The 24135-nt window shown below is 70.9% G+C and carries 23 protein-coding genes, 2 pseudogenes and 2 riboswitches; of the genes and pseudogenes, 17 read left to right on the forward strand and 8 right to left on the reverse strand.

Annotated elements, in window-relative coordinates:
- The 8 genes and pseudogenes from M8J74_RS26565 to M8J74_RS26595 all read right to left on the reverse strand — a co-directional run.
- Window positions 1–317, reverse strand: a 317-nt coding sequence (locus tag M8J74_RS26565) for an ATP-binding cassette domain-containing protein (RefSeq protein ID WP_372500274.1), incomplete at its 3' end; no start/stop codon positions are given.
- Window positions 299–1222 carry an ABC transporter permease gene (locus M8J74_RS26570; protein WP_249838881.1) on the reverse strand — a complete coding sequence of 308 codons (924 nt, stop codon included), beginning with the start codon at window positions 1220–1222 and terminating at the stop codon, window positions 299–301. The genes M8J74_RS26565 and M8J74_RS26570, both read right to left, overlap by 19 nt.
- Entirely contained in the window at window positions 1219–2178 is a 960-nt protein-coding gene (locus tag M8J74_RS26575) for an ABC transporter permease (protein WP_249838882.1), read from the reverse strand. Before M8J74_RS26575 ends, M8J74_RS26570 begins: the two co-directional genes overlap by 4 nt.
- 3 nt (window positions 2179–2181) lie before the next feature.
- Window positions 2182–3801: an ABC transporter substrate-binding protein gene (locus tag M8J74_RS26580; protein WP_249838883.1), complete on the reverse strand. Its 1620-nt coding sequence runs from the start codon at window positions 3799–3801 to the stop codon at window positions 2182–2184.
- Between the two features lie 208 nt (window positions 3802–4009).
- Window positions 4010–4126 carry a putative leader peptide gene (locus M8J74_RS45160; protein ID WP_443744579.1) on the reverse strand — a complete coding sequence of 39 codons (117 nt, stop codon included), beginning with the start codon at window positions 4124–4126 and terminating at the stop codon, window positions 4010–4012.
- Between the two features lie 33 nt (window positions 4127–4159).
- Window positions 4160–4272, reverse strand: a riboswitch (SAM riboswitch).
- Between the two features lie 51 nt (window positions 4273–4323).
- Window positions 4324–5148, reverse strand: a complete 825-nt coding sequence (locus tag M8J74_RS26585) for a DUF1684 domain-containing protein (protein ID WP_249838884.1) — start codon at window positions 5146–5148, stop codon at window positions 4324–4326.
- A 199-nt stretch (window positions 5149–5347) separates the two neighbouring features.
- A pseudogene (locus tag M8J74_RS26590) lies at window positions 5348–5524 on the reverse strand (F420-dependent methylene-tetrahydromethanopterin reductase); the annotation flags it as partial.
- Window positions 5525–5667: 143 nt separating this feature from the next.
- Window positions 5668–6309: pseudogene (locus M8J74_RS26595) on the reverse strand (LLM class flavin-dependent oxidoreductase); the annotation flags it as partial.
- Between the two features lie 621 nt (window positions 6310–6930).
- Here M8J74_RS26595 and M8J74_RS26600 point away from each other — a divergent pair.
- From M8J74_RS26600 to M8J74_RS26675, 17 genes are all read left to right on the forward strand, one after another.
- Window positions 6931–7827, forward strand: coding sequence for a TauD/TfdA dioxygenase family protein (locus M8J74_RS26600; protein ID WP_249838885.1), 897 nt, complete (start codon window positions 6931–6933; stop codon window positions 7825–7827).
- A complete protein-coding gene (locus tag M8J74_RS26605; RefSeq protein ID WP_249838886.1) occupies window positions 7824–8717 on the forward strand; it encodes an ABC transporter permease in 894 nt (297 codons plus the stop codon). Before M8J74_RS26600 ends, M8J74_RS26605 begins: the two co-directional genes overlap by 4 nt.
- Window positions 8714–9445 (forward strand): ABC transporter ATP-binding protein, encoded by a 732-nt coding sequence (locus M8J74_RS26610; RefSeq protein ID WP_249838887.1) that lies wholly within the window; start codon window positions 8714–8716, stop codon window positions 9443–9445. Before M8J74_RS26605 ends, M8J74_RS26610 begins: the two co-directional genes overlap by 4 nt.
- A 42-nt stretch (window positions 9446–9487) precedes the next feature.
- Window positions 9488–10546, forward strand: coding sequence for an aliphatic sulfonate ABC transporter substrate-binding protein (locus tag M8J74_RS26615; RefSeq protein WP_249838888.1), 1059 nt, complete (start codon window positions 9488–9490; stop codon window positions 10544–10546).
- Window positions 10543–11871, forward strand: coding sequence for an LLM class flavin-dependent oxidoreductase (locus tag M8J74_RS26620; protein WP_249838889.1), 1329 nt, complete (start codon window positions 10543–10545; stop codon window positions 11869–11871). Before M8J74_RS26615 ends, M8J74_RS26620 begins: the two co-directional genes overlap by 4 nt.
- Before the next feature lie 143 nt (window positions 11872–12014).
- Window positions 12015–12125, forward strand: coding sequence for a putative leader peptide (locus M8J74_RS45050; protein ID WP_343234036.1), 111 nt, complete (start codon window positions 12015–12017; stop codon window positions 12123–12125).
- Window positions 12126–12348: 223 nt separating this feature from the next.
- The gene (locus M8J74_RS26625) at window positions 12349–13212 is read left to right on the forward strand and encodes a glutathione S-transferase C-terminal domain-containing protein (protein ID WP_249838890.1); all 864 of its coding nucleotides are present in this window, start codon (window positions 12349–12351) and stop codon (window positions 13210–13212) included.
- A gap of 65 nt (window positions 13213–13277) precedes the next feature.
- Window positions 13278–13386, forward strand: a riboswitch (SAM riboswitch).
- Window positions 13387–13710: 324 nt separating this feature from the next.
- Complete coding sequence (locus M8J74_RS26630; protein ID WP_249838891.1) at window positions 13711–14691, forward strand: amino acid ABC transporter permease; 981 nt, start codon at window positions 13711–13713, stop codon at window positions 14689–14691.
- Window positions 14688–15485, forward strand: a complete 798-nt coding sequence (locus M8J74_RS26635; protein ID WP_058927483.1) for an amino acid ABC transporter ATP-binding protein — start codon at window positions 14688–14690, stop codon at window positions 15483–15485. Before M8J74_RS26630 ends, M8J74_RS26635 begins: the two co-directional genes overlap by 4 nt.
- A 69-nt stretch (window positions 15486–15554) precedes the next feature.
- A complete protein-coding gene (locus M8J74_RS26640; protein WP_249838892.1) occupies window positions 15555–16583 on the forward strand; it encodes an ABC transporter substrate-binding protein in 1029 nt (342 codons plus the stop codon).
- Between the two features lie 90 nt (window positions 16584–16673).
- Window positions 16674–17390, forward strand: a complete 717-nt coding sequence (locus M8J74_RS26645) for a GNAT family N-acetyltransferase (protein ID WP_249838893.1) — start codon at window positions 16674–16676, stop codon at window positions 17388–17390.
- 53 nt (window positions 17391–17443) lie between these two features.
- A complete protein-coding gene (locus M8J74_RS26650; RefSeq protein ID WP_249838894.1) occupies window positions 17444–18652 on the forward strand; it encodes an LLM class flavin-dependent oxidoreductase in 1209 nt (402 codons plus the stop codon).
- A 20-nt stretch (window positions 18653–18672) separates the two neighbouring features.
- Window positions 18673–20046, forward strand: a complete 1374-nt coding sequence (locus tag M8J74_RS26655; RefSeq protein WP_249838895.1) for an NtaA/DmoA family FMN-dependent monooxygenase — start codon at window positions 18673–18675, stop codon at window positions 20044–20046.
- Entirely contained in the window at window positions 20043–21134 is a 1092-nt protein-coding gene (locus M8J74_RS26660; protein ID WP_249838896.1) for an LLM class flavin-dependent oxidoreductase, read from the forward strand. The genes M8J74_RS26655 and M8J74_RS26660 overlap by 4 nt, the downstream gene beginning before the upstream one ends.
- Window positions 21127–22278, forward strand: a complete 1152-nt coding sequence (locus M8J74_RS26665) for an LLM class flavin-dependent oxidoreductase (protein WP_249838897.1) — start codon at window positions 21127–21129, stop codon at window positions 22276–22278. Before M8J74_RS26660 ends, M8J74_RS26665 begins: the two co-directional genes overlap by 8 nt.
- Window positions 22279–22331: 53 nt before the next feature.
- A complete protein-coding gene (gene ssuE, locus M8J74_RS26670; RefSeq protein WP_249838898.1) occupies window positions 22332–22889 on the forward strand; it encodes an NADPH-dependent FMN reductase in 558 nt (185 codons plus the stop codon).
- A gap of 93 nt (window positions 22890–22982) precedes the next feature.
- Window positions 22983–24125: an LLM class flavin-dependent oxidoreductase gene (locus tag M8J74_RS26675; protein ID WP_249838899.1), complete on the forward strand. Its 1143-nt coding sequence runs from the start codon at window positions 22983–22985 to the stop codon at window positions 24123–24125.
- Window positions 24126–24135 lie beyond the last annotated feature (10 nt).

Genomic DNA, 24135 nt, shown 5'->3' on the forward strand with positions numbered 1-24135 from the left:
GCCCCGCGGACGGTGCGCAGTTCCGCTTCCGGCAGCGTGGCCAGGTCGTGCCGGCCGAAGCGGACGGTGCCCGCGTCGATGCGGCCGTTGGCCGACAGCAGCCGGGTGACGGCTTGCGCGGTCGTACTCTTGCCGGAGCCGGACTCGCCGACCACCGCCGTCACCTGCCCCGGCCACACGTCCAGGTCCACGCCGCGGACGGCCTCCACGGTGCCGCCCCGGGTGCGGTACGACACCGACAGGCCGCGTATCTCCAGCAGGGGTGTGCTCATGTCCTCACCGTTCTCGCGTTCGTGGGTCATGGCTGCCGGGACCATTCGCCGTCCAGCGCCCTGGCTATGCGGTTGGTGGCCAGCACCGTCGCGGCGATCGCCAGGCCGGGCAGCGCCGTCAACCACCAGGCGTTGGCGAGGTAGTTGCGGCCGTCGGAGATCAACGTGCCCCACTCCAGGGCCGGCGGGGGAGCGCCGTAGCCGAGGAAGCTCAGGGCGGAGACGGCCAGGATGGAGGACCCGAAGTCGAGGGTGGCCAGGACGACCACCGGGCCCGCCGCGTTGGGCAGCACATGCCGGGCCAGCACCGAGTACCAGCGGGCCCCGCTCGCGCGCGCCGCCTCCACGAACACCGCCTGCCGCACCTGCAGCACCTCCGAGCGGGCCACCCGGGCGAACGCGGCGACGCTGGCGATGCCGACCGCGACGGCCACCTTCACCGTGCCGTAGCCCAGTGCGGTGACCAGGGCCAGAGACAGGAACAGCGCGGGGATGGACAGGAGTACGTCGACGCAGCGCATGAGGACGTCGTCGACCCAGCGGCCCGTGAACCCCGCGACGACCCCGACCAGCCCGCCGACCACGAAGGCGACCAGCACCGCGATCAGCGTTGCCTTCAGGGACAGTTGGGCCCCGTGGACGACCCGGGAGAACACATCGCGGCCCAGCTCGTCGGTGCCGAACCAGTGACTGCCGCTCGGACCGCGGAAGTTCTGCGACGGGACGCCCTTGAGCGGGTCCTGCGAGGTGAACGCCTCGGGATGGAACGAGGCCAGCGCCACCAGTACGAGGACGACCACCGACAGCAGCAGACCCGGGCGGCGTACCACGAAGCGCGCAAGGCGCCGTACGTCCACGCGGCCCCCCGGTTCTCGGTCCTTCCCCGCCGTGAAAGCGCGGGCCGGATCGAGCGCCGCTTCGGCCGGGTCGTCGACCAGGCTCTGGCTCATGCGAGGGCCGCCCTTCTGCCCGAGGCCACGACGATGCGCGGGTCCAGGAGCGGATAGACCAGGTCGATGACCAGGTTCGTCGTCACGAAGATCAGCGCGCCGAACACGACGACCCCCTGCACCAGCGGGATGTCCTGCGCCGTGACCGCGGCGGCGGTGACGCGGCCGAGGCCGTCACGGGAGAACACCGTCTCGACCACCACCGAACCGGCGATCAGCTGTCCGACCAGCAGGCCGACGACCGTGAGCGCCGGAAGGGACGCGTTGCGCAGCGCGTGCCGCAGATGGACCCGCCACCGGCCGGCGCCCTTGGCCCGGGCGGTCTCCACGTACGCCTGGTCCAAGGCGGTCAGCAGACTCTTGGCGAGCACCTGGGCGATCTGCGCGCCCGTCGGCACCGCCAGTGTCAGCGCCGGCAGCACCAGCCCCCCGAGTCCGTCGTTGCCGAACGCCGGGAACCAGTGCAGCCGGAAGGAGAACGTCTCGACGAGGAGCAGTCCCACCCAGAACGTCGGCACCGACACCCCCAGCGGCGGGAGCGACAGCAGCAGCTGCCGCAGCCAGCGCAGTGTGGTGTAGGTCGCCAGTACGGCCAGACCGCCGCCGAGGACCACCGCGAACAGCATTGCGGCTCCCGTCAGTTGGAGTGTCTGCGGCAGGGCGTCGGCCAGCGTGGCGGTGACCGGGCGACCGGTGGACACCGAGTCGCCGAAGTCCCCGCGCACCGCACGGCCGAGGTACTCCGCGTACTGCACCGGCACCGGCTTGTCGAAGCCGTACTCGTGCCGCAGGGCGGCGAGCCTGGCCGGGTCGACCTGCCCCGAGTCCATCCCCGCACCGGCCATCGCGGTGACCGGGTCACCCGGCAGATAGTCCAGGACCAGGAACGACACCGTGTACGCCGCCCACAGCACGCCGACGGCCTGCGCGAGCCGTTTGATCACATAGCCGCGCATGCGTCATCCGATCCAGGTGTCGTGCAGCTGGAGCCGGCTGGAGGCGTCGAAGTTCAGGTCGTGCACCTTCTTCGCCACGCCCAGCTGGGTCTGGAGCTCCACGATCGGCACGTAGTAGGCGTTGCGCACGATCAACTGCTGTGCCTGGGCGACCAATTGCTCGCGCTTGGCGGTGTCCGTGGTCGCCGCCTGGGCGGTCAGGGTCGTGTCCAGACCGCTCTTGGGGAGGCGGTAGAAGTTGGCCAGCGCGGTGGAGAAGGAGCTGCGCAGGATGTCCGGGTCGGCGCGGGTGACGTTGCCCCAGGCCGCGTCGTAGTCCCCCGACTGCAGCGTCGGTGCGAGCTGGGTGACCTGGAGCTGCTTGAGGGTGACCTGAACGCCGACGGCCTTGAGCTGCTGCTGGATCAGCTCCAGCGCGGGCTGGTTGGTGCCCGGGTTGGGGATCCAGTCGATGGTCAGCGCGAGCTTCTTGCCGGCCTTGGCGCGGATGCCGTCGCTGCCCGTCTTCCAACCCGCAGCGTCCAGCAGGGATTTGGCTCTGGTCGTGTCGGTCGTGAGGTTCGCGGCGAGGCTGGTGTAGCCGGGCGTGGTGTGCGCGAGGACGCTGGTCGCGGCCCGGGTGCCGGTGGGGAAGACGGTGTCGGCGATCTGCTTGCGGTCGACGGTGGCCAGGATCGCCTGGCGCACCCTGGCGTCCTTGAGGGCCGGCCGGGCGTTGTTCAGGCCCAGACCGAAGACGATGCCGGGGTTGGCCCGCCGCTGGAGGGCGACCTGACTGCCCTTGAGCGCCGCCTCGTTGGCCTTGCCGACGCTGGAGACGGCGTCCACCTGACCGGACTGAAGGCTGCCGGCCCGCACGCCCGCCTCGGGTACGACCTTGAAGACCAGCTTGTCCAGGTACGCCTCGCCCCTCTTGCTCCACAGCGAGGATCCCCAGGCGTAACCGGTGCGCCTGGCCAGGGTGACCGACTGGTTCTGCACGTACTGCTTCAGCACGAAGGGGCCGGAGCCCACCACTCCGTCGCTGCACTTCTGCTGCGGGGTCCGCTTCACGCTCGCCGACGACTCGATGCCGAGCGAGTGTGTCGAAGTCGCCTGCAGGAACTGCGCGTTGGGCTGGGCGAAGGTCACTCTGACGGTCAGCGGGTCGATGACGGTGGTGCTCTTGACGCCGCTGAGATAGCCCTCCGCCAGGGTTCCCAGGGCACCGAGCTTCGGTACGGCGTCGAAGTTGTCCTTGACCACCTGCGCGGTCAGCTTCGAGCCGTCGCTGAACGTCACGCCGGACCTGAGATGGAAGGTGAACGTCGTGGCGTCGGGACTGATGTCCCAGCTCTTCGCCAGCCACGGCACGATCTTGCCGGTCCTGGGGTCCTGGTCCGTCAGCGAGTCCACGATCTGGCGTACCGAGTAGATGGTCTCGTTGCTGGCGACCTGCTGCGGGTCCACGCAGCCGGCGTCCGAACCCACCGCGAAGGTCAGGGTGCCGCCGGACGCGGGCCGGCCGCTGCCGCCGGTGGAGTCACCGCCGCCGGAGCCGCAGGCGGTCAGCAGAAGGCTGGTGGTCACCAGGGCGGTCAGCGCCGTCCAACGGGAGGATCTGGCGTCGGGAAGGGCAGTCACGGAGGGCTTCTCCTACTCGTGTGACCGGGCACGGGCACGGGGCATGGCCGTACGCGGGTGGGCGGCTCGGGGCGGCGCGATGCCGCGACAGGGAGCCGCTGTGCGGACGGGGGTCAGAGGCAGGCGGGATCTGGAGACTGTCGGAGATCAGGCGCGAGGCGTGCGGCGACGGCGGATGCCGTGACGCCGCCGGCGGCCGGAAGGGCCGTCAGGCCTGACAGAGGCAGCTGGTGGAGCGCTTGAGGTCGATGTGGCGCCGACGCAAGAGCCGGGAGAACACGGTGGCGCCGGCGAAGCGGGCGCTGAGGTCACCACCGTGCCGCATATCGGTCCTCCACTTGTCCGGCCCCGGACGGGGGCCACGCGCTTGCGGGGTCGTCGGTGACTCCGCCGGGCTTTCACCTGGAGCACCCCACCGCGGGGGAGGGTTGCCGGTCAGCGAGCCAGGGCTTGACGCTGACACTCAATGCCGTTCGTGATCGTACGAGGAGTTGTCGGCGCCGGTCGATGGCCGGGCGGGGCTCAGGATCCGCCGCGCTCCCGGGGGATCTTCTGTCCGGCCTCGATCGCCACCGGCAGCCGGTTCTCGGCCGGGGGCAGCGGGCAGGTGGCCAGGTCGGTGTATGCGCATGGCAGGTTCGAGGCCCGGTTGAAGTCCAGGACGACCGTGCCGTCGGCGGCGGGCGGTTCCACGGTCAGGGCCCGGTTGGCCGCGTACGTGGTGACGCCGGAGGTCGCGTCGGTGAACAGCACCAGCAGCCGGCCCCCGCCCGAGCCGGGGAACGCCGTCAGCGACAACTGCCGTCCCTCCAGCTCGAACTCGACCCTGCCGGGGGCGTCGTAGACGTGCTCCAGGCCCTCGACCGCGGCGTCCACGGTGGTCGGCCGCGGTGTGTCGAAGGGGACGTAGCGGCCGGTCACCGCCCAGCGAGGGTCGGGGGCGTAGGCGGGGGTCCCGGTGAAGGCCGTGCGCAGCGGTGCGTCCGGGTGGCGGGGGCGCACGATGTCCTGTCCGCCGCGCCGGGCGACCTCGATCACGGCGTCGCCCCAGACGGCGTTGACGCCGCCGCGCTCGGGGATCACACCGAAGTGGTGCTCCCCGTGGACCGGGGTTCCGTCGACGACCAGTTCCTCGCCGTCGTCCAGGGAGACGACGACCCCTTCGGGGCCGGTGTGCCAGGCGCCGGGCGCGTCCGGGAACCGCTGCGGCCGGTCGTCGAGCCAGTGCAGGCCGGTGACCGCCAGGAACCCGTGCGGGTCGGCGAGGCGGGCCTCCTGGGCGCGATACCACTCCAGCCATGTCTCGGTGAAGACATGGAGGTCCGTGGTGGTGGCCTCGGTGGTCATGGGTGATCTCCTTCGTGTGGGGCTGTGCTGCGGTGCGGGGAGGAGGGTCAGGCGGGTCCGGATGCGTTCGGTAGGGGGATGCCGGGGTCGCGGCGCCCGACAGGCTTGTTCAGCGCGCCAGTTCGCCGAGGAGCCGCCAGGTGCGTCGGCGGTCCGCCTCTCCGGCGATCTCGGTTGACGAGAACACGACCTCCGTGGTGTCGGCGTCGCGGTAGCGGCCGCCGCGGCGGAAGTTGGCGCCGGTCCAGGCGTTGTCCGTGGTCACCACGTTCCATCCGGCGCGGCCCTCGGAGAGCAGATCGAGGCCGGACAGGCGGCGGGCCAGGTCGGCGGGCTCGTTGAAGGTGGAGTTGGACGTCGAACCTCGACCTCGGCGAAGACACGGGGCGCGCCGGCTGCGGCGGAGGCCGTGGCGACCGATGCGACATCGCGCCCGTCGACGAGAGCGACGTCCAGCGGCGCGGCGGCGACGCGGTCCGGCCGGCCCAGGACGACCAGCTGCCCCCAGGAGTCCCACAGGGCGCGGGCCACCTCGATCCCGTCACGTGACTCCCGGGCCCGCGCCTCGGCGTCGGCGACCGGAGGACGCCCCCAGGCGCGGGCGGCCTCCGGACGCTCCTCCTCCGTCACCACCCATCCGGCGCGGCCGGCGGAGACATGGTCGAGGGACGCCAACTGGCTTGCCACATGGAAGGGTTCGGCGTAGGTGACCGGGACGACGGGCGCGATCCCGATGGTGCTGGTGGATGCCGCGATGAAGGCGGCCCGCTCCACCGCACCGATCCGGCCCACCGGATCCGGTGCGGCGCCGGGCGGCAGCGCGCCGTCGTCGAGGGTGATCAGGGTGAACCCGGCGTTTTCGGTGACGGCGGCGACCTGGGCCACGCGCCGCGGGGTGAGCAGCTGGTCGGGGGAGTGGGCGGCGCGGCGCCAGGCCGCGGGGTGTGTGCCGGCACCGTCGATCTCGACGGCGAGGTGCAGGGCAGGACCGGACAACGGGGTTCCTTCCGGGAAACACACGAGGACTCGCGGCGACAGGGCCACGAGGGGACGGCCGACGGGTCGGCCGGCAGGTGTCAGACGTGTACGGAAGGACAGACCGCGGAGGAGGTACGGCAGAAGTCGACATGCCGTCGGGTGATGAGCCGCGCACCGGTGCACGCACCGCGCGATACCGCGCCCAGTACGTGCATCAAAGCCTCCGGATGTCAGGGATCTCCCTTTCAACGTACGTCGCCTGCCCCGGCGAGTGTCAAGGTCGAGGCGGTGGAGTCACCTCGGACCGGGATTCTGTGCGGCACCGTGTGTCCGCAATGCAAGACCCGACCGGACAGGCATTGACCGACGAGGTGGGCTTCTGCTGAACTCCCCTGCCATGAACCCGCGCGTGGACCTCACTCGGCGGCGCCACATCGATCTGGCGCACGTCTCCAGCGCGTTTTGTTGTCGCTGACCCGGCGAGTGGTCGCCCGCGGCGGCGGGGGCGCGTAGTCGGCGCTCCGCGGCCCGAGGCGTCCGAATCCGCCCTTGCCGCGCTGTCTTCCCACGGGATCGGCCCAGCCGTCCGCTGTGAGCTCTTCGCTCCGTACGAGCGGGGAGCCCGTCCGCGTACGCCGGCCCGGTCGCCGAGACAGCGGCCGTAGCGGTCCCGCGACCACCCACATCTTCCTGACCGGCCCGGACGACTCCGCGAGCCGGTCGATCAGCCCTGCGCACTGTCAGCGCTCGCACCAAGCCGTCCGGCACACCGTGCTGTGCCCGTCCGTCCGAGAGGGACCCCTCATGCCTCTGTCCATCCGCAAGCTCACCGGCCGTATCGGCGCAGTCGTCGAAGGCGTCGACCTCACGGCGTCGCCGGACTTCGCGACCATCGCCACGCTCCGGGACGCCCTCAACGAGTACAAGGCGATCGTGTTCGACGACGTGCGCCTCGACAACGCCGGCCAGGAACGCGTGGCCGGCTGGTTCGGCGAGTTGACGACCGCTCACCCCAACGTGCCCGCCGCGGACGGCACGACGAATGTGCTCGCCGTCGACAGCGAGACCTCCAAGGCCAACGAATGGCACACGGACGTCACCTTCGTCGTCAACCCGCCCCAGCTCACCACGCTGCGGTCCGTGGTGGTCCCGCCGTACGGCGGCGAGACGCTCATCGCCAACGCCGCCGCGGCCTACCGCGACCTGCCCGAGGCGCTGCGCACCCTGGCGGATTCGCTGCGCGTCGTGCACACCAACCAGTTCGACTACGCGCGACCCCCGTCCGCGACCGCCGAACAACAGGAGTACGACCGCGTCTTCGTCTCGACGCCGTACGAGGCGGAGCACCCGGTCGTGCGGGTGCACCCGCTGACGGGCGAACGCGGCCTGTTCATCGGCGGGTTCGCCAAGCGGATCGTCGGCCTGTCGAGCAGTGAGTCCGCCGACCTGCTGTGCGTCCTGCAGTCGTACGTGACGCGTCCGGAGAACATCCTGCGCTGGAGGTGGTCCCCGAACCAGCTGCTGATCTTCGACAACCGCATCACCCAGCACTACGGCGTCGACAACTACGACGACCACCCGCGCCGCCTCAACAGGGTGACGGTCGCCGGTGAGGTGCCGACCGGTGTCGACGGCCGCCGCAGCGAGCAGCTCGTCGGCGATTCCTCGCACTACAGCGGTGTGCTGGCGGTGGCGGCATGACCGAGCTGAGCTTGAAGGCGCCGGCCGCCGTCGAGCGCCCGGACGCCGAGACGACGAGGGCGCGGTCACGGGAGGTGTTCCTGCCGCGCGGCGCCCGCCGCCGGACGCCGCTCAGCGCGCTCCGCGAGCGCCTGCGCTGGCCGCTGGGCATCTACACGACGCCGGTGCTGATCCTCCTCGCCTGGGAGGTACTCGCCCGGGCCGGAGCGGTGTCGAAGACCTACGCACCGGCGCCGACCTCGATCGTGAGGTCCGCCGTCGAACTCTGGCAGCAGGGCGTCCTCGGACCGGACTTGGCCATCTCGCTGCAGCGGGCCGGTATCGGTCTGGCCATCGGTCTGACGGCGGGCATCGTCAGCGGGGTGCTCGGCGGGCTGCTGCGGAGCGGTGAGTACCTGTTCAACGGCTTGGTGCAGGTACTGAACACGATCCCCCTCCTCGCCGTGCTGCCGTTGATGATCGTGTGGTTCGGCATCGACGAGCTCACGAAGGTGCTGCTGATCTCCTTCGGCGCCGGTGTCCCGATGTATCTCAACCTGTTCGCCGCGATCCGGGGCGTCGACCAGCGTCTGATCGAGACGGCGCGCACGACGGGAGCGGGCACCTGGCGCCTGGTGACGCGGGTGCTGGTGCCCGGTGCCCTGCCGGGGTTCCTGGTGGGCCTCCGGTTCTCCCTCGCCTACAGCGTCCTGGGCCTCGTCGCAGCCGAAACGGTCAACGCCGACCAGGGACTTGGGTTCCTCATCACCCAGGGGCAGACGTATCTCCAGACCAACCAGGTCTTCGTGGGGCTGGTCATCTACTCGCTCCTCGGTCTGCTCGCCGACCAGTTCGTCCGGGCTCTCGAACGGGTGCTGCTGCGCTGGCGACCCAGTTATGAGGCGTCATGAGCAGCACGATCGCGACGCAGCCCCGTCGGCAGACCGGGGTCGTCGTCGAGCAGGTGGTCCGCCAGTTCGGTGACCGGGTGGTCCTCGACCACCTCGACCTCACCATCGCCGACGAGGAACTGGTGATCCTGCTCGGCCCTTCGGGCTGCGGCAAGAGCACCCTACTGCGGCTGCTCGCGGGACTGGACCGCCCCGACGGCGGGCGCGTGGAGGTCCCCGCCCGGCGGGCGATCGTCTTCCAGGCCGACCGGCTGCTGCCGTGGCAGCGCGTACTGCCCAACGTCACGCTCGGCCTGCACGGGGCCGGCGCGGAGCAGCGGGCCCGCGACGTGCTCGCCGAGGTCGGCCTCGCGGGCCGCGAGAAGGCCTGGCCCAAGGAGCTCTCCGGCGGCGAGGCCCAACGGGTCTCGCTGGCACGGGCATTGGTCTCCGAGCCCGAACTCGTGCTGCTCGACGAGCCGTTCGCCGCTCTCGACGCCATCACCCGGCTGCGCATGCACGACCTCGTACGCGCGCTGCGGACCAGGCATCAGGCGGCCATGCTGCTCGTCACCCACGACGTCGACGAGGCGATCGCCCTGGCGGACCGCATCGTCGTCATGAACAACGGCCGCATCGGCACCTCGCACGAGGTGCACCTCACCGCCGCCGACCGTGAGGCGAGCGTCGCACGCGAGGAACTGCGCGCCCGACTCCTGGAAGACCTCGGCCTGGCCGGCCAGCACTGACCGTCCGAACACCTTCACCCAGCACAGAAAGCACGACAACCCATGCGAACAAGAACCACGAGACTCATCGGCGGCGTCGGCTCGCTCGCTCTGGCGAGCAGCCTCGTCGCCTGCGCGGGATCGTCGTCGGACACCTCCGCGCCGCTGAGCAACGCCGTCGACGCAAGCGACGCCAGGCACCCCGAGTGGAGCAAGTACACCTTCACCATCGGCGACAACGGCGGTGACGGCAGCCAGGAACTGGCGAAGGTCACCGGCGTGTTCGCCAACGCGCCCTACAAGGTGAAGTTCGCCCGCTTCACCTACGGTCCGCCGCTCGTGCAGGCCGCCGCCTCCGGCGACATCGACCTCGGCAGCGTCGGCGACGTACCGCCGATCACCGGCGCCGCGAAGGAGTACGGCTTCAAGGTCGTGGCAGTCAACCGCTCGCTCACACCCACCCAGTCGAACGAGAACATCATCGTGCCGGAGGGCTCGCAGCTGAAGACGGCCGCCGACCTCAAGGGCAAGAAGATCGCCGTCCCGCAGGGCAGTTCGGCCCACGGTCTGGCACTGAACGCCCTGAAGAGCGTCGGCCTCACCCCCAAGGACGTGAAGCTGGTCTTCCTCGATCCGGCGGCCGGTGCCACGGCGTTCAACACCGGGAAGGTGGACGCCTGGTCGATCTGGAACCCGCAGTCGGCCATCGCGGTCAAGAACGGCGCGCGGATCCTGGTGAAGGGCCTCCCGCCCATCGACCAGACGAGCAGTTACTACGTCGCGAGCGACAAGTCGCTGAACGACAAGACCAAGCGGGCGGCTCTGACAGATGTACTGAAGAGGCTGTCGAGAGAGTTCGCCTGGGCCGTCAGGAACCCCGACAAGTACGCGCAGGCGCTCTCGAAGGAGCAGGGCATCCCGCTGGCCGACGCCAGGGCATCCGTGGCCGCCTACTCGAATCGGGTCACCCCGGTGGAGAAGCCGGACATCGAACTGGAGCAGAAGCTCGCCGACGCCTTCCTGGACGCGGGGCAGATCACCAAGAAGGTCGACGTCCCGTCGATCGTCGACAACCTCCTCCCGGCCGGTTACGACAGCTCGAAGCTGAAGGGCACCTCATGAGTGCGGGACAGCGGCGGCTGCACCTGAATGCCTTTCTCATGGAAGCGGGCCACCACGAGGCGGCGTGGCGCCTTCCGCACAGCAACCCCCGCGCCGACTTCGACCTGCGGCACTGGATCGAACTCGCGCAGCTCGCCGAGAGCGCCAAGTTCGACTCGCTGTTCCTCGCCGACGGTCCGGCCCTCATCGGCACCGGCGAGTTCAGGCCGCCGGGCCAACTGGAGCCGCTGACGCTGCTCACCGCACTGTCGCAGGCCACCAGCAGGATCGGGCTCATCGCGACCGTGTCGTCGACGTACAACGAGCCGTACAACCTCGCCCGCCGGCTCGCGTCCGTCGACCACGTCAGTGGCGGCCGGGCCGGCTGGAACATCGTCACCTCGGCGGGAGCCGACGAGGCCGCCAACTTCGGCCTCGGCAACCGCCCCGGCCACGCCGAACGCTACGCCCGCGCCGACGAGTTCCTGAAGCTCGCCAAGGCGCTGTGGGACAGCTGGGAGTCCGAGGCCGTCCTCGCGGACAAGGCCGCGGGACGCTATGCCGACCCCGCCCGGCTGCATCGGGTCGGTCATGACGGCACGTACTTCAAGGTGGCCGGCCCGCTCAACGTCGAACGCCCGCCGCAGGGCTACCCGTTGCTCGTCCAGGCGGGCTCCTCGGAGGACGGCAAGGACTTCGCCGCCCGTCACGCCGAGGCCATCTTCACCGCCCACACCACGTACGAGCGCGCCGCCGCCTTCTACGCCGACATCAAGGCACGCACCCGTGCCGCCGGGCGTGACCCGGACGGTGTGATCGTCCTTCCCGGCATCGTCCCCTACATCGGATCGACCGAGGAGGAAGCCCGCGCGCTCGCTCGGCGCTTCGACGAGCTGCGCATCCCGGAGTACGGGCTGCGCCAACTGGCGGCGGTGTTCGAGACCGATCCGTCGGTCTTCGAACTCGACCGTCCGTTGCCGGAGTTCATCCTGGCGAGGCCGAAACTGGAGGGTTCGCAGAGCCGGTCCGACCTGATCATCGACCTGGCGGTGCGCGAGCGGCTGACGGTCCGCGAGATCATCTCGCGGCTCGGCGGCGGTCGCGGGCACTTCGAGTTCGTAGGGACGCCCGAGCAGGTCGCGGACACGATCATCGCCTGGTTCGAGGGCGGCGCGGCGGACGGCTTCAACATCATGGCCCCGGCGCTGCCGTCCGGCCTGGCGGCCTTCGTCGAGCACGTGCTGCCGATCCTGCGGAGCAAGGGCCTGTTCCGCGAGGAGTACGAGGGCACGACACTCCGCGAGCACTACGGCCTTCCCGTCCCGGCGAACCAGTTCCATGGCTGAGCCCCGGGCAACCTGGCCGGCCGGGTGTCCTGGCGAGCATGTCGCCGTCCATCGGGATGTCCGCGATGCGGGACGGCCCTCTTGACGTCCGCGGCCCGTGGATCGACACTCGGTAAGGAATCCTAGTGAACAGGTAGGGAAACATGAGGCGCCTTGATGGGGTCACCGTCCGAGTGAGCCGTTCGCCTCTGCTGACCTCCCGGCGTCACATCGACCTGCTCCGCGTCTGCAGCGCACTCGGCCACATGGGCTGACCTGCGCACCTGCCACGCCGACGCCTCCCACGCAACGTCGTGCCGTTCGGCGTGCCCAGGTGAGCCCCGCTCAGGGGTTCCGTCGTCGCATCCCCGTAGCCCCGGCGGGCCCGGCACCGAGTGCCGGGCCCGCCCTCCGGGTGGAGGAGGGGAAAGCGACCACGGGGCCCAGCCCGATGTCGCATCCGCCGCGCGCCATCCGCGCCCGCTCTCGGGGAGAGTCATGACCGTCACCACGCCTGCCGCCCACGTTTCCCTCCGGCCCACGCCCGCCTTCCGCGGTCGCATCGGCAGGGACGCGCGCAGCGGCCACTACGCCGTCCCCGGCCGCTACCGGCTCCATCTGTCGACCGCGTGTCCCGACGGCCTGCGCATCGCCGTCACCCACACCCTGCTCGGCCTGGACACCGTCTGTCCGGTGACCTTCCTCCCCGCCGTCCCCGACTGTCCCGAGGGCGGTCACTCGGCCCTGCTCCCGCTGTACGAGGCCAGCGCGCACCGCTACCGCGGTCCGGCCGCGGCGCCGGTGCTCAGTGACGGCTGGTCCGGGCGGATCGTCAGTACCCACGACCGGGACATCATGCGCGACCTCGCCCACCGCTTCGACACCGGCGGCTCCTCGCTCTACCCCTGCGGCGCGGAGTCGGAGATCGAGGCCGTGGAGCGAATGTGCGTGGAGGGGATCGAGGGGGCGGCGCAGCGGGCCGGGGCCGTGGGCGGGGAAGCGGCGGAACGTGACAGGGCACTGGCCACGCTGCTGCAGACCCTCGGCGCCCTCGACCGCTGGCTGGTCGACCGCGCCTACCTGATCCGCGACGAAGTCACGGTCGCCGACGTCGAGTTGTGGGTCGCTCTGGTCCGGCTCGACACCGTGCACCGGCACCACCTCGACGCCGCCGCGGTCCAGCGCATCGCCGGCCACCCGGTGCTGTGGTCCTACGCCCGCCGGCTGACCGCCCACCCGGCCTTCGGCGCCCACCTCGACCTCGACGGCATCGACCGCCGTCACCACGCCCAGTGCCGCGGGCTGGAGGCCGCCGGATCGGCCGTCCAGATCCTCGACTGGGCGGCACACTCCGCCCGTTAGCCGTTCCACCTGGTGGACCGGCGTTGACATACGTTCGGGCCATTGTCTTAACTACGGCCCAGAACGGTCATGAGTGTCAGCGACAAGCCCTGGCTTGCTGACCGGCAACCCTCGCACCGCGGTGGGGTGCCCCAGGTGACGACCCGGCCGATGACCCATCGGCAAGCGCGAGGCCCACAGGGCCGGAACAGTGACGGTGACGCCATGTACGCAGCTCCCAGAACGGCCGCACGCCGTTCCCAGGGCTGCGTACGGACGTACGCGAACGTGCTCGTCGCCGACCGCGCCGTCGATCTGCTCCGCGTGAACAGCGCACTGTGTACCGCACCGGGCCGTGCCCGCTGTCGGGGCTGACACCTCCCGGCAGCCCTCGCACCCCCTGACGAACACCGCCCGCGCGGTGTGCCGTTGCCCTCCCCACCCCCGGTCTCACGCAGCCGTGTGCGTTCCCGCACGCCGCCGCGCCTCCGGGGCGTGCCCACGAAGCCGGAGCCCACCATGAGCGAACCCCCAGGCGCCACCGTCACCTTGCCCGAGGCGCACGCCACCACCGAACCGCCCCAGGCCCTCACCGCCCAGCGGGTCCAGCCGCTGCGGCGCCCGGGACGCTGGATCGCCACCGCGGTCGTCCTGGTCCTGGTCGCCCAGTTCGCCCACGGACTGGTGACCAACCCCTTCTACCAGTGGGACCGCTGGAGCTACTGGTTCCTGCGGCCGACCATCCTCGACGGCCTGCTCATCACCCTCGAAGTCGCCGCCTACAGCGCCGTGCTGGGCCTTGTCGGCGGTGTCCTGCTCGCCCTGGCGCGGCTGTCGAAGAGCCCGGTGCTGCGCGCCGTCAGCTGGACCTACGTCTGGGCGTTCCGCTCCATCCCGCTCATCGTGGTTCTGATCTTCCTCTACAACTTCAGTGCGCTGTACAAGACGTTGAGCGTCGGCATCCCCTTCGGACCGGCCTTCTTCTCCTTCGACGAGTCGAAACTCGCCACCGACATGGTCGTCGCCGTCGTCGGCCTCAGCCTCAACGAGGCCGCCTACGCGGCCGAGGTGGTGCGCGGCGGCATCCTCTCCGTCGACCAGGGCCAGCACGAGGCGGCCGCCGCCCTCGGCCTGCCGAAGGGCTACCAGTTCCGCAGAATCGTCTTTCCGCAGGCACTGCGCTCCATCATCCCCAACTACGTCAACCAGCTCATCGGCCTGATCAAGGGCACCTCGCTGGTCTTCTACGTCTCCCTGCTGGACCTGTTCGGCTCCGCGCAGACCATGGGATCCACCTACCCCGGCGACATCGTGCCGCTGCTGCTGGTCGTCACCGTCTGGTACCTGATCCTGACCAGCGTCGTCTCCGTCATCCAGTTCTACGTCGAGCGCTACTACGCCCGCGGCGCCACCCGCAGCCTGCCGCCGACGCCACTGCAGAAGCTCCGCACCGGTCTCACCGACCTGCGGGCCCGCATCCGCCGGGAGGCCGCCGTATGACCGCCAAGACCGCCGACGCCCCGGCCGACGTCGAAGCCGCCACCGTCGAAGTCCACGACGTGCACAAGTGGTACGGCAGCCACCGGGTCCTGGACGGCGTCGACCTGACCGTCCGCCCCGGCGAGGTCACCGTGATCCTCGGCCCCTCCGGCTCCGGCAAGTCCACCCTGCTGCGGGTCATCAACCACCTGGAGAAGCCCGAGATCGGCCACGTCAGCATCAACGGCGAACCGATCGGCGTGAAGCGGCACGGCGACCGGCTGAAGGAGCTGAGCGAGCGGGCCATTCTCACCCAGCGCGGGCGCATCGGGTTCGTCTTCCAGAACTTCAACCTGTTCCCGCATCTGACGGTCCTGGACAACGTGGCCGCGGCCCCGGTCGCCACCGGCCGGCTCGGCAGGCCCGAAGCCCAGGAACTGGCCCGCGAACTCCTCGGCCGGGTCGGCCTCGCCGACAAGACCGGCGCCTACCCGCGCCAGCTCTCCGGCGGCCAGCAGCAGCGCGTCGCCATCGCCCGCGCCCTGGCGCTGCGCCCCGGTGTCATCCTCTTCGACGAGCCCACCTCCGCCCTGGACCCCGAACTGGTCGGCGAAGTCCTCGCCGTCATCCGGGACCTGGCCTCCAGCGGCACCACCCTCGTCATCGTCACCCACGAGATCGGCTTCGCCCGCGAGATCGCCGACCGGGTCGTCTTCATCGACGGCGGCAAGATCATCGAGCAGGGGCCGCCCTCCGAGGTCCTCGACACCCCACGGCACGAGCGGACCAGGGACTTCCTCAGCAAGGTCCTGTGACCCGCCGCCCCCACGACCTCCCCCCACGCCACCACTCTCATCACCGCCCCTGAGCGACAAGGAACGGCCATGCGCACCCACTTCACCCGACGCAGCCTGATACGCGGCATCACCGCGGCGACCGCCGTCGCCTCCCTGGCCACCGGGCTCGCCGCCTGCGGTGGCGACAGCGACGCGGCCACCACCACCGGCACCGCCGCCAAGTCCGGCGAGGTCGTCATCGGCCAGGCCTCCAACGGCGCCGCCAAGCAGACCACCGTCAAGGTCTCCGAGGTCAAGTCCATCAGCTCCGAACTGCCCGCCGCCCTCAAGAACAGCGGCAAGCTGGAGATCGGCATCGGCGCCCTGCCCGCCGGCTTCCCGCCGCTGGCCTACGTCGGCAGTGACCAGAAGACCCTCACCGGCGCGGAGCCCGACTTCGGCCGCCTGGTCGCCGCCGTCCTCGGACTCAAGCCCGAGGTGAAGAACTCCACCTGGGAGAACCTCTTCGTCGGCATCGACAGCGGCAAGGTCGACGTGGCCTTCTCCAACGTCACCGACACCGAAGAGCGCAAGAAGAAGTACGAGTTCGCCTCCTACCGGCAGGACAACCTCGCGTTCACCGTGCCCAAGAAGAGCACCTGGAACTTCGGCGGCGACTACGAGAACCTCGCCGGCAAGACGGTCTCCGTGAGCGCCGGGACCAACCAGGAGAAGATCCTCCTGGAGTGGAAGGCGAAGCTCGCCAAGGAGGGCAAGAAGCTCACCGTCAAGTACTTCCAGGACAGCAACAGCGTCTACCTGGCCCTGTCCGGCGGCAAGATCGACGCGTACCTCGGCCCCAACCCCGGCATCGCCTACCACAACCGGCAGACCGCGAACACGCCCAACGCCACGCGTACAGCCGGTACTTACTCTGGCGCCGGAGCGAACCTCCAGGGACTGATCGCGGCCACCGCCAAGAAGGACAGCGGCCTCGCCAAGCCCCTCGCCGACGCCATCAATTACCTGATCAAGAACGGCCAGTACGCCGAGTGGCTCAAGGCCTACAACCTCTCCAACGAGGCCGTCGCCAAGTCCGAGGTCAACCCGCCCGGACTCCCGCTCGACAACTCCTGACCAGCGCGCGCCGGGGACTCCACCACCCACCTCGCGGTGGAGTCCCCGGCACGCCGGACACCCCGAGCCGCACCCGGAGACCGCCACACCATGTCCGTCACCACCTCCGAAGCCACGTCCTCGCACGTCCTGGACAACCCCGCCTGGGCCGCCCTCACCGGACCCCACGCCCACTTCGCCGAACGCATCGGCCACGCCGCCCGCTACCACCAGGACGTGGCCCCCTTCCACGCCCTCTCCGACGAGGACAACCCGCGCGCCTGGGCCGACCTGGCCAGACTCGTCGGCCCCGGCGGCACCGCCGCGGTACGAGGCGTCACCGAGGCGCCGGACGGCTGGGAGGTCGTCAGCCTCGGACACGGGGTCCAGCTCGTGGACACCTCCCTGCGCGCCGAGCCCGACCCCGAGGCCGTACGCCTCGGCCCCGGCGACGTCCCCCAGATCCTCGACCTGATCGCCCGCACCGAACCCGGCCCCTACCGGCGTCGCACCGTCGAGATGGGCACCTACCTCGGCATCCGCCACCGCGGCCGGCTGATCGCCCTGGCCGGCGAGCGGCTGCACCCGCCCGGCTGGACGGAGATCAGCGCCGTGTGCACCGACCCCGACCACCGGGGCAGGGGGCTGGCCACCCGGCTGGTCCGTGCCGTCGCCGCGGGCATCAAGGAGCGGGGCGAACAGCCCTTCCTGCACGCCGCGGCCGCCAACGCGAACGCGATCCGGCTGTACGAGTCGATCGGCTTCACCCTGCGCAGCCGAACGGTCTTCTCGCTCGTCCGGCACACCGGCGCCGCGGTCCTGGAATGAACGGCATGACCACGCCGTCGCCCCTCTCACCCCACCTCCAGGAAGGCACCCCAGTGTCCGCAACTCCACGCAATCCTCTGCACCTTGCCGTCGCCCTCGACGGAACCGGCTGGCACCCCGCCTCCTGGCGTGAGCAAGTCGCCCGCCCCCGCGACCTGTTCACCGCCGGCCACTGGGCGGACCTCGTCGCCGAGGCCGAGCGCGGACTGCTCGACTTCGTCACCTTCGAGGACGGCCTGGGCCTGCAGTCCTCGCACTACGGTGAGTTGGACGGCCGCACCGACCAGGTCCGCGGCCGGCTGGACGCCGTACTGACCGCCGCCCGGATCGCACCCCTGACCCGGCACATCGGCCTGGTGCCGACCGTGATCGCCACCCACACCGAGCCGTTCCACATCTCCAAGGCGATCGCCACCCTCGACTACGTCAGCACCGGCCGCGCGGGCCTGCGCGTGCAGATCTCCGCCCGGCCGCACGAGGCCGACCACTTCGGCCGCCGCACCTTCCCGCCGATCGACCTGAGCGAACTGCAGAGCCCGGCCGGGCAGGAACGCCTCACCGACCTCTTCGACGAGGCAGCGGACCACGTCGAGGTCGTGCGCCGGCTCTGGGACAGCTGGGAGGACGACGCGGAGATCCGGGACGCCGCCACCGGACGCTTCATAGACCGCGACAAGCTGCACTACATCGACTTCCAGGGCAGGCACTTCAGCGTCAAGGGGCCCTCCATCACCCCGCGTCCGCCCCAGGGCCAGCCCCTGGTCACCGCCCTCGCCCACCAGACCGTTCCCTACCGGCTGGTGGCCCGCCAGGCCGACGTCGGCTACGTCACTCCGCAGGACAGCGCGCACGCCCGGGCGATCGTCGCCGAGATCCGGGCCGAGCAGGAGGCGGCCGGGCGGGCCGGTGAACCCCTGCACGTCTTCGGTGACCTGGTGGTCTTCCTGGACGACGAGCAGGCCGCCGCCGAGGACCGGCGCGCACGGCTCGACGCCCTGGCCGGGGAGCCGTACACCAGCGACGCCCGGATCTTCGCCGGCACCCCCCAGCAACTCGCCGATCTGTTGCAGGAGTTGGCGGCGGAAGGTCTGAGTGGGTTCCGGCTGCGGCCCGCCGTCGCCGGACACGACCTGCCGGCCATCACCCGCGGCCTGGTCCCGGAACTCCAGCGCCGGGGTGTCTTCCGCACCGTCTACGAAGCCGACACCCTGCGCGGCCTGCTGGGCCTCGCCCGCCCCGCCAACCGCTACACCGCCGCCTGATCCGGAAGGACCGCACCGACATGACCAGTAAGCCGTTGAAGCAGATCCACCTGGCCGCGCATTTCCCGGGCGTCAACAACACCACCGTGTGGAGCGACCCGAAGGCCGGCAGCCACATCGAGTTCAGCTCCTTCGCCCACTTCGCCCGCACCGCCGAACGCGCCCGGTTCGACTTCCTGTTCCTCGCCGAGGGACTGCGACTGCGCGAACAGGGCGGAAAGATCTACGACCTGGACGTCGTCGGCCGCCCCGACACCTTCACCGTGCTGGCCGCGCTCGCCGCCGTCACCGAGCACCTCGGCCTGACCGGCACCATCAACTCGACGTTCAACGAGCCCTACGAGGTGGCCCGCCAGTTCGCCAGCCTCGACCACCTGTCCGGAGGCCGTGCCGCCTGGAACGTCGTCACCTCGTGGGACGCTTTCACCGGCGAGAACTTCCGCCGCGGCGGCTTCCTGCCGCAGCAGGAGCGCTACTCTCGCGCCAAGGAGTTCCTGGCCACCGCCAACGAGCTCTTCGACTCCTGGCACGGCGACGAGATCGTCGCCGACCAGACCACCGGCGTCTTCCTGCGCGACGCGAAGGCAGGCGCCTTCGCCCACACGGGACAACACTTCGACATCCACGGCCAGTTCGACGTCCCGCGCTCCCCGCAGGGCCGTCCGGTGATCTTCCAGGCCGGCGATTCGGAGGAGGGACGGGAGTTCGCCGCCTCCAGCGCCGACGCCATCTTCAGCCGGCACGCGACCCTGGAGGCAGGTCAGGCCTTCTACGCGGACGTCAAGAACCGGCTCGCCAAGTACGGCCGCCGCCATGACCAGTTGCTGATCCTGCCCGCCGCCTCCTTCGCACTCGCCGACACCGACGCCGAGGCCGAGGAACTCGCCAGGGCGGTGCGCCGCCAGCAGGTCAGCGGCGCCACCGCCATCAAGCACCTGGAGTTCGTCTGGAACCGGGACCTGTCCTCCTACGACCCGGAAGGGCCGCTGCCCGACATCGACCCGGACGTCAGCGACCACCACATCTCCAAGGGCCGTGCCCAGGTCCGCATGTACCGCGACCCGCTGGCCACCGCCCGTGAGTGGCGCGAGCTGGCCGCCGCCAACAACTGGTCCATCCGCGACCTGGTCATCCACACCGGCAACCGGCAGACCTTCGTCGGCTCCCCGGCGACCATCGCCAGGACCATCAACGACCACGTCCAGGCCGACGCCGGCGACGGCTTCATCCTCGTACCGCACATCACCCCCACCGGCCTCGACGACTTCGCCGACAAGGTCGTCCCGCTCCTTCAGGAACAGGGCGTCTTCCGCACCGAGTACGAGGGCCCCACCCTCCGCCACCACCTGGGGCTCGCGCACCCCGACGCCGTCGACGACCGGGTCGCGTCGTGAAGTTCCTCGCCATCACCCTCATCACACACCGCCCGGACCCGGTCACCGGGGTGCGGAAGTCCACCCACGACCGCTTCCGCGAGGTGCTCGACAACGCGGTCATGGCCGAGGAGCTGGGCTTCGACGGCTTCGGCGTGGGGGAGCGGCACGAGCGGCCGTTCATCTCCTCGTCCCCGACCGTCGTCCTCAGCCACGTGGCCGCCCTGACCAAGCGCATCCGCCTGTTCACGGCCGTCACGACGCTCAGCCTGCTCGACCCGGTGCGGGCGTACGAGGACTACGCCACCCTCGACCACCTCTCCGACGGACGCCTCGACCTGATCATCGGCAAGGGCAACGGCACCGCCCAGCGCGAGCTGTTCCAGGTCACGCCCGAGGACCAGTGGGACCGCAACGCCGAGAGCTACGAGGTGTTCCGGCAGATCTGGCGGCAGGACAAGGTCACCGCCGACACCCGTTTCCGCCCCCCGCTGAGGGACGCCGAGGTCTGGCCGCGGCCGTACCAGCAGCCGATCCGGGTCTGGCACGGCAGCGCCACCAGCAAGGAGTCGGTCGACCTGGCCGCCCGCTACGGCGACCCGCTGTTCTCGGCGAACGTCACCCATCCCATCGAGCCGTACGCCGAGCTGATCCGCCACTACCGGGAACGCTGGGAGCACTACGGTCACGATCCGGAGCGCATCGCGGTCGGCGCCGGCACGGCCGGTGTCCATGTCGCCCCGACCTCCCAGCAGGCCCTCGCCGCCTACCGGCCGATCTTCGAGGCCAACCTGGCGCACTTCAGGCAGGCGGGCCTCCCGGTGGTCTTCGAGACCTTGGAGGACTTCGTCGCACGCAGCTCCGCCCTGATCGGCAGCCCGCAGCAGGTCATCGAGAAAGTACGCCGCTACCACGAGGAGTTCGGGCACACGGTGCTCCATCTCCACGCCGACGCCGGGGGACTCTCGGACGCCGCGCATCGCGCCTCCCTGGAGCTGTTCCAGTCCCACGTCGCCCCCGTGCTGCGGCGCGAGATCCCCGACCCACCGTTCCCGTGGAGCCCCGTGCTTCCTACGCAACCCCTCACCCAGGAGTCCGTCCATGTCTGACATCGCCCTCGGCGTCCTCGATCTGGTCCCCATCCCGTCCGGCTCGACGGCGGCCGATGCCCTGCGCAACTCGATCGACCTCGCGCAACAGGCCGAGCGCCTGGGATACGCCCGCTACTGGTTCGCCGAGCACCACCTCAACCCGGGCGTGGCCGGCACCTCACCCGCCGTCGTCCTGGCCCTGACCGCTTCCGCCACCTCGACCATCCGGCTCGGCTCCGGAGCCGTGCAGCTCGGTCACCGCACCGCGCTGTCCACCGTCGAGGAGTTCGGCCTGCTCGACGCGCTGCACCCGGGCCGCTTCGATCTGGGCCTGGGCCGCTCCGGGGGCCGGCCGCCCGGACAGTCGGACGCACCGCCGCCTACGACGACCCCGGTCGTCGACGGCCGCGCCCCCAACGGCCTGCTCATCCCGCCCCCCTTCTCCTTCGCGCAACTGCTCGGCTCCCCCCGCATCGCCCTGCAGCGCAGGCTCCTCCTGTTGCCGGGCGCCGAATCGCAGGACTACACCGAGCAGATCGACGACATCCTCGCCCTGCTCGCCGGTACCTACCGCTCCCCTGAGGGCGTCGAAGCGCACGTCGTGCCCGGAGAGGGCGCCGATCTCGAGGTGTGGATCCTGGGCAGCAGCGGCGGCCAGAGCGCGTCCGTCGCGGGTCGCAACGGCCTGCGGTTCGCGGCGAACTACCACGTCAGCCCCGCCACGGTCCTGGAGGCGGTGGAGGGCTACCGGGCCTACTTCCAGCCCTCCGATGTGCTCGACAAGCCCTACGTCAGCGTCTCGGCCGACGTCGTCGTGGCCGACGACGACGCCACCGCCCGCGAACTCGCCACCGGCTACGGGCCATGGGTACGCAGCATCCGCACCGCCGAGGGCGCCATCGAGTTCCCCACGCCGCAGGAAGCGCGCGCCCGCGCCTGGACCGACGCGGACCAGGCCCTCGTCCAGGACCGCCTCGACACCCAGTTCGTCGGCTCGCCGGGCCGGGTCGCCGACCAGCTGGAACAGCTCCAGGAGGCCACGGGCGCGGACGAGTTGCTCATCACGACGATCACCCACGACCACAAGGACCGGGTCCGCTCGTACGAACTGCTCGCGGAGGAATGGCGCCGAAGGGGTCACTCGCCCCAGACGCCGAGCTGATGCCCACGCCCGTCCCCGAGGAAGTTCACCCCGACCAACCGAAAGGTCCTGCCATGGCCACCATCCTGTCCGTCTCCGGAAGCCCCTCGCCGACCTCCCGCACCGGAAGGCTGCTCCGCCACCTCGACCAGCGGCTCACCGCCCAGGGACACGAGGTGATCCCCCTGGACGTGCGCACGCTCCCGCCGGAGGCCCTGCTGCACGCCGATTTCGGCCATCCCGCGATAACCCGGGCCGCAGCCCTGTTCGAGCAGGCGGAGGGCGTCGTGATCGGCACCCCCGTCTACAAGGCCGCCTACTCCGGGCTGCTGAAGGCGCTGCTGGACCTGCTGCCGCAGTACGCGCTGGTGGGCAAGACCGTCCTGCCGCTGGCCACCGGCGGCAGCACCGCCCACGTCCTGGCCATCGACTACGCCCTGCGCCCGGTCCTCGCCTCCATGGGCCCCGCCCACATCACCCCCGGCTGGTTCACCCTCGACAAGGACATCACCGTGCGCGACGACGGCACGCTGACCGTCGCGCCGGGCTCGGCCGAGGCGCTGCTCCAGGTCACCGACCAGTTCTCGGCCGCGCTGGGCGGTCGTACGACGCTGCTGGCGGCCACCGGATGAGCGGCGCGACGGTCCTGGGCGGCGCTGCCACCGGGCCACCCCGCCACCACCATCTGTGACGCACACCGACAACCGGCCGATCGGAGTCCCCGCGTGACCCTCACCTTTCACTGGTTCCTGCCCACCAACGGCGACAGCCGTCACGTCGTCGGCGGCGGTCACGGCACCCCCGCCACCGCCTCCGGACAGGACCGGCCGCCGACGGTCGCCCATCTCAGCCGGATCGCCGGCGCCGCCGAGGACCTGGGCTTCGTCGGCGTGCTCACCCCGACCGGCGCCTGGTGCGAGGACGCGTGGCTGACCACCGCGATGGTCAGCCGGCACACCGAGCGGCTGAAGTTCCTGGTCGCCTTCCGCCCCGGCTTCGTCTCGCCCACGCTGGCCGCCCAGATGGCCTCCACCTTCCAGCGGCAGAGCGGCGGACGGCTGCTGCTGAACGTCGTCACCGGCGGCGAGAGTCACGAGCAGCGGGCCTACGGCGACTTCCTCGACAAGGACGCCCGGTACCGCCGTACCGGCGAATTCCTCCAGATCGTAAGGGAGTTGTGGGAGGGCAAGACCGTCGATCTGCACGGCGAGCATCTCCGGGTCGAGGACGCCAGGCTGGCGCGGGTGCCCGACCCGGTCCCGGAGGTGTACTTCGGCGGGTCCTCGCCGATCGCCGGGGAGGTCGCCGCGCGGCACGCCGACGTCTACCTCACCTGGGGCGAGCCGCCCGCCCAGGTCGCCGAGAAGATCGCGTGGGTGAGGGGCCTGGCCGCCGCGCAAGGCCGCACCCTGCGCTTCGGCATCCGGCTGCACGTCATCACCCGCGACACCTCCGAGCAGGCATGGGCGGAGGCCGACCGGCTCCTCGCAGGGTTCGACCCGGAGACGGTGCGGGCCGTGCAGGCCGGGCTCGCCCGCAGCGAGTCCGAGGGGCAGCGGCGCATGCTCGCCCTGCACGGCGGCGGCAACCGGGACGGCCTCGAGATCCACCCCAACCTGTGGGCGGGCATCGGCCTGGTGCGCGGCGGCGCGGGCACCGCCCTGGTGGGCAGCCACGACGAGGTGGCCGAGCGGATCAAGGAGTACCACGCCCTCGGCATCGACGAGTTCGTGCTCTCCGGCTACCCGCACCTGGAGGAGGCCTACTGGTTCGGCGAGGGCGTGCTGCCGAGGCTCGCCGCGCAGGGCCTGTGGCGGCATCCCGTCGACACCCGGAGCGCCCCCGCCGCGCAGGTGCCGTTCGCCTGAACGCGCCTTC

Source organism: Streptomyces panaciradicis, from assembly GCF_023516615.1.
Taxonomy (GTDB): Bacteria; Actinomycetota; Actinomycetes; order Streptomycetales; family Streptomycetaceae; genus Streptomyces; species Streptomyces panaciradicis.

What these genes read in the sequence shown, in the direction of transcription:
- M8J74_RS26570 (WP_249838881.1), bottom strand. Translation starts at nt 1,222, where the DNA reads ATGAGCCAGAGCCTGGTCGACGACCCGGCCGAAGCGGCGCTCGATCCG.
- M8J74_RS26575 (WP_249838882.1), bottom strand. Translation starts at nt 2,178, where the DNA reads ATGCGCGGCTATGTGATCAAACGGCTCGCGCAGGCCGTCGGCGTGCTG.
- M8J74_RS45160 (WP_443744579.1), bottom strand. Translation starts at nt 4,126, where the DNA reads ATGCGGCACGGTGGTGACCTCAGCGCCCGCTTCGCCGGCGCCACCGTG.
- M8J74_RS26585 (WP_249838884.1), bottom strand. Translation starts at nt 5,148, where the DNA reads ATGACCACCGAGGCCACCACCACGGACCTCCATGTCTTCACCGAGACA.
- M8J74_RS26600 (WP_249838885.1), top strand. Translation starts at nt 6,931, where the DNA reads ATGCCTCTGTCCATCCGCAAGCTCACCGGCCGTATCGGCGCAGTCGTC.
- M8J74_RS26605 (WP_249838886.1), top strand. Translation starts at nt 7,824, where the DNA reads ATGACCGAGCTGAGCTTGAAGGCGCCGGCCGCCGTCGAGCGCCCGGAC.
- M8J74_RS26610 (WP_249838887.1), top strand. Translation starts at nt 8,714, where the DNA reads ATGAGCAGCACGATCGCGACGCAGCCCCGTCGGCAGACCGGGGTCGTC.
- M8J74_RS26615 (WP_249838888.1), top strand. Translation starts at nt 9,488, where the DNA reads ATGCGAACAAGAACCACGAGACTCATCGGCGGCGTCGGCTCGCTCGCT.
- M8J74_RS26620 (WP_249838889.1), top strand. Translation starts at nt 10,543, where the DNA reads ATGAGTGCGGGACAGCGGCGGCTGCACCTGAATGCCTTTCTCATGGAA.
- M8J74_RS45050 (WP_343234036.1), top strand. Translation starts at nt 12,015, where the DNA reads ATGAGGCGCCTTGATGGGGTCACCGTCCGAGTGAGCCGTTCGCCTCTG.
- M8J74_RS26625 (WP_249838890.1), top strand. Translation starts at nt 12,349, where the DNA reads ATGACCGTCACCACGCCTGCCGCCCACGTTTCCCTCCGGCCCACGCCC.
- M8J74_RS26630 (WP_249838891.1), top strand. Translation starts at nt 13,711, where the DNA reads ATGAGCGAACCCCCAGGCGCCACCGTCACCTTGCCCGAGGCGCACGCC.
- M8J74_RS26635 (WP_058927483.1), top strand. Translation starts at nt 14,688, where the DNA reads ATGACCGCCAAGACCGCCGACGCCCCGGCCGACGTCGAAGCCGCCACC.
- M8J74_RS26640 (WP_249838892.1), top strand. Translation starts at nt 15,555, where the DNA reads ATGCGCACCCACTTCACCCGACGCAGCCTGATACGCGGCATCACCGCG.
- M8J74_RS26645 (WP_249838893.1), top strand. Translation starts at nt 16,674, where the DNA reads ATGTCCGTCACCACCTCCGAAGCCACGTCCTCGCACGTCCTGGACAAC.
- M8J74_RS26655 (WP_249838895.1), top strand. Translation starts at nt 18,673, where the DNA reads ATGACCAGTAAGCCGTTGAAGCAGATCCACCTGGCCGCGCATTTCCCG.
- M8J74_RS26665 (WP_249838897.1), top strand. Translation starts at nt 21,127, where the DNA reads ATGTCTGACATCGCCCTCGGCGTCCTCGATCTGGTCCCCATCCCGTCC.
- ssuE (WP_249838898.1), top strand. Translation starts at nt 22,332, where the DNA reads ATGGCCACCATCCTGTCCGTCTCCGGAAGCCCCTCGCCGACCTCCCGC.